The following is a 10,117-nucleotide window of genomic DNA, read 5'->3' as shown; positions in this document are numbered from 1 at the left end:
TGTTCCCTGTTCCCTGTTCCCTGTTCTATTAAGAGGAAGAGCGCCGCTGCCGTTCCCGCTCAATTTCCGCTTGCAGCGCTTCAATCTGCTGCCGTAAGCTGCTGACGGTATTGCCGTCATCGGTGCGGACATTGACCGCGCCTCGGGCATCATCATGACGATAATCCCCTGAACGAATCCGCTGATACTCGGCAGACTGTCCCCATTGGCGGATATAGTGAAGCCGCTCTACAGCAAAAGGATGAGTGGCCATACCTTGAGCGCCGTTATAGAGCAGAAACTTATAGACTTGATTCAATTCATCGCGATCTAACTCTTGGTAGCGTTGCGACTGGCGGATAAACTCCTCCATGTCCAGTTCATGGGCATATTTTTGACTTCCCCCAGCCATGATCATGAGGGTTTGCGTCACTGTATCGAGATCGTCCATCACCAACAAGGCCGCGCGATCGGCTGAGAGTTCGGCTTTACGTCGCCATTCATAAAAGGCGTAGAGTAAGCCACTCCCGAGGACATTGCCCATACCAAAGGTGAACTCGCCCACAAACATCGCCGTGGAAATGGCCCACATGGCCATCTGAATCAAAATCGTATGGCCACATTTGAGATGTCCTAACTCATGGGCGATGACGGCCTGAAGCTGCTCTTCATTCACGGCATCGACGAGGCCGGAGTTGAGGGTAATCGACGCATGATCTTGTCCGAGGGAAACGGCGTTGAGTTGAGGATTCTGAGACACGAACAGGAGCGGTTCCGGGGAGATATCGAGGGCGCGAACAGCCTCACGAAAGCGTTGGTAGATGCTCGAATACTGTCGCGGCCCCACTTGAATATAATTGCCGGTCATAAACACCGCTTGGGGGCGTTCATAGACATATTCAACAAACTTACGGGCTACGCCATCAAAGCCTGGTAGGCTGCGTAGCGCCTCTTCGGCTTCGCGATCGAGGGGATGACGGAAGGCTTCGCTTGAGAGTCCAGGATAGTCAGGCATAGGGCGGTTTAGGGTTACGGGTATATCGTTGCTCGGTGGCCGTTCAGAGCGAGTTACAGGGTTTCTTTCCCTGTTGTATCGCGTTTTGGCGGCGATCGCCTTCGGTCTCTGGGAAAATTTGCCGGCGATCGCTTGCGCTTTGAGAACAGCTTGCTAAAATAGTACCTATAGAAGACTGCGGCGTTGGTGACTGCCAATATTGTTTTACGATCTATACTTGTCCTGTATGAGGCCCTCAATGTACTTGTGGCTCGGTATGCTAACCTCGCGTTAGACTCCTGGAGCCGGAGATAAAGGGCTGAGGGACCATCTGGGTTATAGATGGCTCCCACTGTCGCATACAGGTCGGAAGCTGAGGTAAGACGGCGCTGCGGTTTTCTTTTTTTGAGTCTCCATTGCTCAGACCCTGCAACGCTTCAATCGGGTCAAAATGGCGAGATTGCAGACTATGACCACAGCATAGTCCCGAAAAACTCGATAGAATGAAGTCTCAACAGTACATTCTATCAATCGTGTTGTGACGGTACAAACTCCCTCCTCTCAGTCTTCTTTACAACGACAGTTTTGGACGTGGCGCGGACAGTCCATTGCTTATACCGTCAATGGTGACGGACCGCCCCTGGTTCTCATCCATGGATTTGGTGCGTCTATTGGCCATTGGCGTCAGAATATCCCCGTTTGGGCGCAATCAGGCTATCGTGTCTATGCCCTCGATTTGCTGGGATTTGGTGAATCGGCCAAACCGCCCTTTGACTATTCCATTGAACTCTGGCGAGATTTACTGGCGGACTTTTGGCAAGAGTTCATCGGTGAACCCACCGTATTTGTCGGAAATTCCATCGGCGCTTTGTTGGCGTTGGTGATGGCGGCCCAACATCCAGACGCCAGCCAAGGAGCGGTGTTGCTCAATTGCGCCGGTGGCCTGAATCATCGGCCCGAGGAGTTGGCGTTTCCCTTACGGCTGGTCATGGGGACGTTTGCTAAGTTAGTGGCTTCAAAAAGCTTGGGTTCCCTGATGTTTAACCAGGTGCGACAGCCACGACGCATTCGCAACACCCTGTATCAAGTCTACGGAAATCGCGAGGCGGTGACCGATGAGTTGGTGCAACTTCTCTATGAACCCTCCTGTGATGCGGGGGCGCAACAGGTGTTTGCTTCGATTTTGTCGGCGCCTCCGGGGCCAAAACCCTCAGAGTTGCTCGATTCCGTTCGTTGTCCGGTGTTGGTCCTCTGGGGCGAGGATGACCCCTGGACTCCGGTGAAAGGGGCCGAGATTTACCGCCAATGGGGTGAACGCCATCCGGTAGAGTTCCATTCCATCCCCCAAACGGGCCATTGTCCCCATGATGAACGTCCCGAGGTGGTGAATCCGTTGGTCTTGGACTGGCTAAACCGTCACGTCGTCAGGTAGGCTAAGTCCCGAAAGACTATTCGAGGTCGTTGGGGCGAACTGGGTTCGCCCCGAAAAAATCTAAGCCGCAAGCTAGGGCGTACTTTACGAACAGCTCACAACAGCAGAGTTGGTTGTTGGTTGTTGGTTATTCATTGCTATAAATAGGAATCATCGGTATGACAAAAACAGGACAACATTGGTGGGAAAAGGGAATTATTTACCAGATTTATCCTCTAACTTTTGCGGATGCGAATGGGGACGGAGTTGGTGATATTCAGGGAATTATTCAGCGCTTAGATTATCTCAATGATGGCAATCCTGATAGTGAAACATCTTTGGGGATTAATGCGATTTGGTTGTCTCCCATCAATGAGTCTCCGATGATGGATAATGGCTATGATGTGAGTGATTATCGGGGAATCTGCCCTATTTTTGGGACAATGGCAGATTTTGAGCAATTGGTGGACGAATGTCATCGGCGGGATGTTAAGATTATTTTGGATTTGGTTTTGAACCATACGTCCAATCAACATAGTTGGTTTTTGGAGTCTCAACAAGACCGGAATAATCCCAAGGCGGATTGGTATTTATGGCAAGAAGGCTATAAAGATAATTTACCCAATAACTGGCTATCCTATTTTGGCGGGACGGGTTGGACGTATTGTGAAGCCCGACAACAGTATTATTTTCACACGTTTAATAAGAATCAGCCTGATTTAAATTGGCGCAATCGTGAGGTACGGGCTGCTATTTATGATGTGGTTCGCTTTTGGCTCGATAAGGGAGTGGATGGCTTTCGCTTAGATGCGTCAAGTGTTTATAGCAAGGACAAGTTTTTTCGGGATAATCCGCTCAAGTTTGGTACAAATGATAAGAATGAATATAATAATTATCATCATTTGTATGAAAAGAATCTCCCGGAAAATCATGAGATTGTGCGGGAGATTCGTGAAATTTTGGATGAGTATGGCGATCGCCTACTCATTGGCGAAACCTTCATCGACAATCGCCTCTATGAATCCAACACCTTTTATGGTGCCCATAACGACGAACTCCATCTGCCCTTTACCTTTGAATTTGCCTTTAGTCCCTGGTATCCGGGCTATTTACAACGGGAAATTGAACATAAAGAATTGGTGACACCCGCCGGGGCGCAACCGGTGTACTTTTTTGATAATCATGATATCCCGCGCCATTTATCTCGCTGGGTTGAATGTAGTCTTTGTATTGATTCTCATGCGATCGCCCAGGCGGCGGCCACATTATTATTAACCGTGCGGGGAACCCCGGTTTTGTATTATGGCCAAGAATTGGGAATGGTGGATCATGAGGAGATTCCCCCGGAGAAATTACGGGATAAAGCGATCGCCCCGAGTACCAGTGGGGAAGTTCCTGAACATCGTGACGGTTCCCGAACCCCCATGCAGTGGGATGATTCACCTCAAGCGGGGTTTAGCTTTGGTAAAGATGTGGAACCTTGGCTACCGGTTCACCCGAATTACACGGCTTTGAATGTTGAGAATGCTTGGAAAAACCCCGATTCGCTGCTGAATTTCTATCGTCGTTTGATTCAGTTGTACCTAAAAAGCCCAGCCTTGCAACGGGGAACCTGGCGATCGCTGATTAACTATCCCCACGAACATTTAGCCTATTTACGCGAAGCCAAGGAACAAACCATTTTGGTGGTGATCAACTTCTCCTTCCAGAAACCGCTGGATCTCGATGAACCCATCGATCGCGATAATTGGACGGTGTTACTGTCGAATCACTATGAAGCCGGTACTGTGATGACCATTCCCGAGACGCTTCAGTCTTTTGACATCTGCTTGTTTGGGAAAGCCCACTAGAAACGCCTACTAGAAACACCTACTCATCTAGGGAATTCTCAATCACCGGCCCATCCCAGTCAATGGGAATCCCCTCATCAAACTTACGTTGCAAATCCGGTTCTGGCGGGGGAGGGGGATTCAACTGGGCATCCCAATCGCGGATTAGCCGTTGGGCCTCAGCGTGGGCTTCGGTGTAACTGGGGATGCGCTCAGCGATCGCGATCGCCCCCTCCAAACTCCGCCAAGCCTGCGACTCGGCTAACTCCAGGAGTTCCCAACCGAGATTACGGATGAGGCGATCGGCATCGGCCCGCTGGCCGCCATAGCGGGTAATGCCGTTGGCGGTGCGAATGGCTGATTCGAGGGATTCCGCCGAACCGCCATTGGCGAGACGATAGGCTTGATCGAGGAGATCGCGATCGCGCTGGGCGCTGTTCCAACGGGCGATCGCGGTTTGTGCTTCTCGGGCCAAGGCACTATCGGAGGGGATGCGTCGGGCCGTGGCGATGGCATCATCGAGGTTCCCCGCATTGGCTTGACGTTCAGCCTGACTGAGAATCGGGCGATCGCGTTGTTCACTAATCGTCCGTTGCCAACGGTTCACCTGATCTTGGGCCTCAGTATAAAGCGCCCGAGAGGAACTAATCCGCTGCGCTTGAGCGATCGCCTGTTGATAATTTCCCTGACGCGCCAAGGCTTCGGCCCGCTGCAAAATCGGACGATCCTGATTGGTTTGCAACTGATTGCGCCAGCGCTCAATCTCTTGCTGGGCCTCATCATAGAGAGAGGTCGTATCCGAGATCAGTTCGGCTTGAGAAATGGCCGTTGTCAAATCTGCAATACTGCCCGTACGAGCGGTATTGCGGGCGCGTTCGAGAACCGCCACCTGATCAATCGCCGTTTGCCATTGTCTAATCCGATTTTGAGCGCGATCGTACAATGGACTCTCCAGAGGAATCCGTTGAGCCTGAGTGATCGCGTTTTCTAAGTTTCTCACGCTGGGCTGCCAGGCCAGAAACTCGCCTCGGGCTAAAATCACAAAATCATCGGCTTCTTCTTTTAACTGGGTGCTAGCCGGAACCCGCCGAGCGATACCAATGGCTTCCGTGAGGTTTTGGGCCGCCAGTTCCGCATCGGCTAAATCCAACATCGCCCGGCCAAACTCCTTCAACGCCTCTTGAGCGCTGGCATGGGCAAAGGAATCTAAGCCAATTTGTTCTGCCAGATTGATGGCTTCGAGGAGATGATCGAGAGTGCGGCGGTTGGCGAGGTTTTTCGCCCTAGCCAGTTGGTTGACATCATCGCGGGCCTGTTGAACTCGCTGCGTAATCTCTTCATGTTTGGTGACGCGCCAATGTTGATTTTCCACAGAACGCAGGCGAGTGGCGGCGGCAAAGGCCAGGTTCCAGCGGCGGTTTTTGAGATGATCTTCAATGTCAGCGTAGAGATCTTCGGCTTGCGTCCAAATGGCTTTCCATTCCTCGATACGCTGTTCAATGACCGGTTCAATGGTGGCTTGGGCGCTCGGGGAGAGTTTTTCGGTGGGAATCCGTCGTGCGGTGTCAACGGCGTTTAAGAAGTCGCCCTCATGGAAGGAGGCTTCGGCTAAATCGAGGAGTTCTTGGGTCCAGATTTCGATTTGCTGGTTAATTCTGGGGCGTAGGCCATGATCCTCGGGCAGTTCACTCACCAGGTCGATCGCTTCGAGGATATCGTCAACGGTTTGTTTATCGGCGGCCAACTGTCCACAATAAAGGCGCATTGAGGCTGAGGCGGTGGGCCAGAAGATGCGGGGACAATTGGGAACTGTGGGTAACGTCAGCAGCAAGGCGGCGGCGGTGATGGCGGTGCCGATGGTTCCGACACCAAACAGAAGTGTCCAGAACTGCCATCCCGGAAGCCAGGATGTCCAAGAGCGTTCGCGTCGTGGGTTCCTCGGGCGTTCTCGGTCTCGTTGCTGCTGGTTTCGTTCGATCAGTTGGGTTGGGGAGTGAGATTCCCGCCGCGATCGCTCGAACGATAGGTTTGTTTTTTTCCTCATCACCAAAACCCCTGTACGTTGAACGGCTGAGATCACACGTGGCGATCAGTATAGACAGTCGTCACAGAGGTTATCCTAGCATTGTCTTTTGCCGAGGATCAGCCAAGGGACTGTTTGGGGATCATTTCAGGGCAAAGCGGCGACGACGAACTTTGTTGGGATCAATGCTGATGATTGCCTCATCCCAAGAGAGCGATCGCAGGCTTTCTTGCCAAACATTCGCCTGATAGACCTGTTGATGGGTGACGTCAACGGCGGTCAGCCAGCCACTTTCGAGGGTATAGACTCCGGTATCAATCCCCAACCAGCCACAGCCACGAACCAGTTGCCCAGATTTGACTCCCGGAAAGGTAAAGGTGATGGTATGTCCGATAATGATTAATTTGTCGGGAAAATAGGGTTGTGTTTGACGATGGAAGACATCGCGAATCCAGCAAAACTCTTGACTCGACTGTTCGGCGATGGGCAGATTGGGGTTGACGCCGGCGTGAACGAGCCAAACATCACCGCGATCGCGATAGGCGGGTAAGGATTCGAGCCAGTTGAGATGTTCAGACATGATCCCGGAATTGGGATAGCTTTCTAGGGTAAGGTCGCCACCACCACTGAGCCAAAAATCAAAATAACGATCGTCATGTTGGCCATAGATCAGGGCCGATAGCATCATCTCTTCATGATTGCCTCGAATCGCGTAATAGGACGGATGAGACATGATTAAGTCCACGACTTGATAACTAGCTGGACCGCGATCGATGAGATCACCTAAAAAATCCACGCGATCGCCGTCTTTTAAGTCGAGGCTGTCCAACAGTCGGACTAGAGTATCGTAATGACCATGGACATCGCCAATTACGATTTGTCGGGGTGGGGTTGACATGAGACAAGTCCTGTGGTTGGAAGACTCGTAGAACTGGAGGGGAAATGCTTAAGTTCCCGATGAGTTCTCGATCATCTTCCAAAAAAATAGAGTTTCCCTAATCCAAGTATATCGAGAGCCATCCCCCCCAAGATATTGACCGGTTAAAGTTTTGATGAGGATTTTGAAGGGAACCCAGCCAACTGACCGAAGTGGCCGCGACTCGTAACACCACAAAACCGAATTGCGAGCGCGAGCGTAACTGCCATAACACGTCAACCCTGATGACCCCTTCTAGGAGATATCTCTATGAAAGTCCGCTATTTAGCCAATATGTCCATCGCCTCAATTCTCGGGTTAGGTTTAGCCTTTGGATGCGCCAACCCCTGTGCTGGACAAAATGCACCGGCTGGAGTGAGCGACCCCTGTGCCGGAGACCCCTGCGCCGGGAAATCCGAAGACCCCTGTGCCGGAGACCCCTGCGCCGGGAAATCCAATGAGAGCGATCCTTGTGCTGGAGATCCCGGCGCCGGATAATCTGACGGCTCAAAACTCATCGGTGTGGTTGGTTGTCGCATCTTCACAACAACCAACCGATCTACTGATGACTCAAGACACACGACTCAAGAAAAATCGACCACCGGACTCGGAAATCCCAACGGCTACAAGCTCGGGACAGAGAGACCTTTGGCCGCCAACCAGTCCGGGTTATAGAGCCGAGATTGATAGCGAGAGCCACTATCACATAACACCGTGACAATGGTATGGCCGGGGCCGAGTTCCTTGGCTAAGGCTACAGCCGCTCCCACGTTAATGCCGACGGAACCTCCCATAAACAGGCCATCTTTGCGTAATAGCTGATAGACCACTCGCACCGCTTCCGTATCATCGATCTGAATCGCATCATCAATAGGCGCACCGTCCATATTGGCCGTAATCCGACTATTGCCAATCCCTTCAGTAATAGAATTACCGCTGCTATTGATCTCGCCGGTTTTGACGTAGCTATATAAACCACTTCCCATGGGATCGGCGACGACACATTTGACCTGGGGATTCTTCTCTTTGAAAAACATGGCGGCTCCGGCGTAGGTGCCACCGGTTCCGGTGGCGGAGACCCAAGCATCGATTTTCCCCTCGGTTTGCGCCCAAATTTCGGGGGCTGTGGTTTCATAATGAGCGCGACGGTTGGCGGTGTTGTCGAACTGATTGGCCCAGATGGCATTGTCCATTTCCGCCGCCAGACGACCCGAGAGTTTAACGTAGTTATTGGGGTCACGGTAGGGAACCGCCGGAACTGGGCGAACTTCTGCGCCTAAGGTTCGCAGGGCGTCCATTTTTTCTTGGGACTGGGTTTCTGGGATGATAATGAGGCATTTATAGCCTTTGGCGTTACAAATATGAGTTAGACCGATGCCCGTATTCCCCGCTGTGCCTTCAACCACGGTTCCCCCTGGTCGCAGATGGCCTTGAGCTTCGGCATCTTCGATAATATAGAGGGCGGCTCGGTCTTTGACTGATCCTCCGGGATTGAGAAATTCGGCTTTTCCGAGGATTTCGCACCCTGTTTCATCACTGAAGCTATTGAGACGAATGAGGGGAGTGTTGCCGACGGTACCAACAAAGCCGTTCTGGATATCCATAAATGTCGATGAAATGTAGATGTTATGTGGTATGCGATTGGGAACGCTGCCCGACTGGATCTGGCCTGGGCTTGTAGCTTCAACCTAGAGCCAAACGCCAGAGATGAGGGCTGTTGTTATTCTATCGGCTTCAGGGTTGGGATTAAGACGTGTTAAGGAGAAAGCGATGAAATTAAAGCGATCAACTCAGGTGTTGTTGCTGTTGGCGGTGATTTTTGGCGGTGGGGTGCTGTTGTATGAAGGGGCGATCGCCCCGGAGTTGGAGCGTCAACGTCAGCAAGAGCAACGGGCCTTTAAGTTTGAGGTTGAGGCGATTCGTCAGATGACCCTACGCCGTGAGGACTATACCCTAGAGTTAACACGGCTTGAGGAGCCGTTGCAGATTCCCTCGGAGGATGAAACGAGTTTTACCACGACGGATTGGCAAGCGGTCATTTTTGAGGAAGCTGAGGCGGAGGCTCAAGAGTATCCGGCTAATGATGCTTATGTGTCGTTTCTGTTGATGGTCTTAGAGAATGCTCGCAGCGATCGCCCGATTGTGACGAGTGAGGCTAATTTGGCTGAGTATGGGTTGGAGACTCCCCGCGCTCGTTTGCGGATTGAGTTGGACAATGGAGAGAGTCAGGAGTTATGGGTGGGCGATCGCGATTTTACGGGCAGTTTTGTCTATGGCTTAATTCGCTCTGGGGATGATGGCCAAGATGCTCAGGCTCAAGGTTCTCCTGAGTCGGAGGCTGAGGTTACCCCTGAGACGGATTCTCAGACAGATTCTGGGGCGAATGATGGCAGCAATACGGCTGAGACGGCTGAGACGGCTGAGACGGAAGAGGTTTCTGTTTTCCTCTTACCTCTCAACATTGAAAATGCTGTCAATCGTTCTCCCGAGGATTGGCAAGCACAACCGCTACCCACGCCGCCACAGGTTGATGAACCTGAAACCGAGACTCCTGAGGCGGAAACTCCTGAAACGGAAACTCCCGAGACAGAGACTTCTGAGACAGAGACTTCTGAGACAGAGACTTCTGAGACAGAAACCTCTGAGACAGAGACTTCTGAGACAGAGACTTCTGAGACAGAAACTCCTGAGACAGAAACCTCTGAGCCGCACGACCGGGGGTGCGAGGCCGAATTGGCCGCGCAGATAGAGGAAGATCTTCGTCAGAACCGTCCGCCTGACATGGCGGCGTTGCGCGCGCTCTTCAGCCCGCCGGTCGAGGCGCTCCCCAAAGTCGAGGTGCGGATGTCCTTGATATTGAGGCCACGGGTCTTTGCATCCGCGAACATGCATTCGATCCCCCATCGCCTGCGATAGAGGTTGAGGCCGCGCCCGGCGTCATCGAGACTGGTGGCCACGATGAGCA

At 52.1% G+C, this 10,117-nt stretch carries 8 protein-coding genes; 4 read left to right on the top strand and 4 right to left on the bottom strand.

Translation table 11 applies throughout. The features are described 5' to 3' along the window. Nucleotides 1–28: 28 nt before the first annotated feature. Nucleotides 29–994 carry a M48 family metallopeptidase gene (locus R6U67_RS02635; RefSeq protein WP_068788667.1) on the bottom strand — a complete coding sequence of 322 codons (966 nt, stop codon included), beginning with the start codon at nt 992–994 and terminating at the stop codon, nt 29–31. A gap of 517 nt (nt 995–1,511) precedes the next feature. Here R6U67_RS02635 and R6U67_RS02630 point away from each other — a divergent pair. Together R6U67_RS02630 and R6U67_RS02625 are read left to right on the top strand one after the other, a co-directional pair. After that, nucleotides 1,512–2,405, top strand: coding sequence for an alpha/beta fold hydrolase (locus R6U67_RS02630; protein ID WP_410251111.1), 894 nt, complete (start codon nt 1,512–1,514; stop codon nt 2,403–2,405). A 158-nt stretch (nt 2,406–2,563) separates the two neighbouring features. After that, nucleotides 2,564–4,234 (top strand): glycoside hydrolase family 13 protein, encoded by a 1,671-nt coding sequence (locus R6U67_RS02625; protein WP_410251110.1) that lies wholly within the window; start codon nt 2,564–2,566, stop codon nt 4,232–4,234. Nucleotides 4,235–4,253: 19 nt separating this feature from the next. Here the strand turns inward: R6U67_RS02625 and R6U67_RS02620 are convergent, their stop codons facing one another. Beyond that, the gene (locus R6U67_RS02620) at nt 4,254–6,257 is read right to left on the bottom strand and encodes a hypothetical protein (protein ID WP_410251109.1); all 2,004 of its coding nucleotides are present in this window, start codon (nt 6,255–6,257) and stop codon (nt 4,254–4,256) included. Nucleotides 6,258–6,378: 121 nt separating this feature from the next. After that, nucleotides 6,379–7,134, bottom strand: a complete 756-nt coding sequence (locus tag R6U67_RS02615) for a metallophosphoesterase family protein (protein WP_410251108.1) — start codon at nt 7,132–7,134, stop codon at nt 6,379–6,381. A gap of 288 nt (nt 7,135–7,422) precedes the next feature. Between R6U67_RS02615 and R6U67_RS02610 the strand changes: the two genes are divergently transcribed. Further along, nucleotides 7,423–7,650, top strand: a complete 228-nt coding sequence (locus R6U67_RS02610) for a hypothetical protein (protein WP_087709081.1) — start codon at nt 7,423–7,425, stop codon at nt 7,648–7,650. Nucleotides 7,651–7,775: 125 nt separating this feature from the next. Here the strand turns inward: R6U67_RS02610 and R6U67_RS02605 are convergent, their stop codons facing one another. Continuing rightward, nucleotides 7,776–8,756, bottom strand: coding sequence for a cysteine synthase A (locus tag R6U67_RS02605; RefSeq protein WP_410251107.1), 981 nt, complete (start codon nt 8,754–8,756; stop codon nt 7,776–7,778). 166 nt (nt 8,757–8,922) lie between these two features. On the opposite strand from R6U67_RS02605, the gene R6U67_RS02600 reads away from it, so the two are divergent. Beyond that, nucleotides 8,923–10,068 carry a DUF4340 domain-containing protein gene (locus R6U67_RS02600; RefSeq protein ID WP_410251106.1) on the top strand — a complete coding sequence of 382 codons (1,146 nt, stop codon included), beginning with the start codon at nt 8,923–8,925 and terminating at the stop codon, nt 10,066–10,068. The last annotated feature ends 49 nt before the right edge of the window (nt 10,069–10,117 follow it).

The organism is Sodalinema sp. (assembly GCF_046483825.1).
Classification (GTDB): domain Bacteria; phylum Cyanobacteriota; class Cyanobacteriia; order Cyanobacteriales; family Geitlerinemataceae; genus Sodalinema.
This window is presented reverse-complemented; position numbering and strand designations above follow the sequence as displayed.

Coding starts and splice junctions, on each gene's coding strand:
- R6U67_RS02600 (WP_410251106.1), top strand. CDS start 8,923: ATGAAATTAAAGCGATCAACTCAGGTGTTGTTGCTGTTGGCGGTGATT.
- R6U67_RS02625 (WP_410251110.1), top strand. CDS start 2,564: ATGACAAAAACAGGACAACATTGGTGGGAAAAGGGAATTATTTACCAG.
- R6U67_RS02610 (WP_087709081.1), top strand. CDS start 7,423: ATGAAAGTCCGCTATTTAGCCAATATGTCCATCGCCTCAATTCTCGGG.
- R6U67_RS02635 (WP_068788667.1), bottom strand. CDS start 994: ATGCCTGACTATCCTGGACTCTCAAGCGAAGCCTTCCGTCATCCCCTC.
- R6U67_RS02605 (WP_410251107.1), bottom strand. CDS start 8,756: ATGGATATCCAGAACGGCTTTGTTGGTACCGTCGGCAACACTCCCCTC.
- R6U67_RS02615 (WP_410251108.1), bottom strand. CDS start 7,134: ATGTCAACCCCACCCCGACAAATCGTAATTGGCGATGTCCATGGTCAT.
- R6U67_RS02620 (WP_410251109.1), bottom strand. CDS start 6,257: ATGAGGAAAAAAACAAACCTATCGTTCGAGCGATCGCGGCGGGAATCT.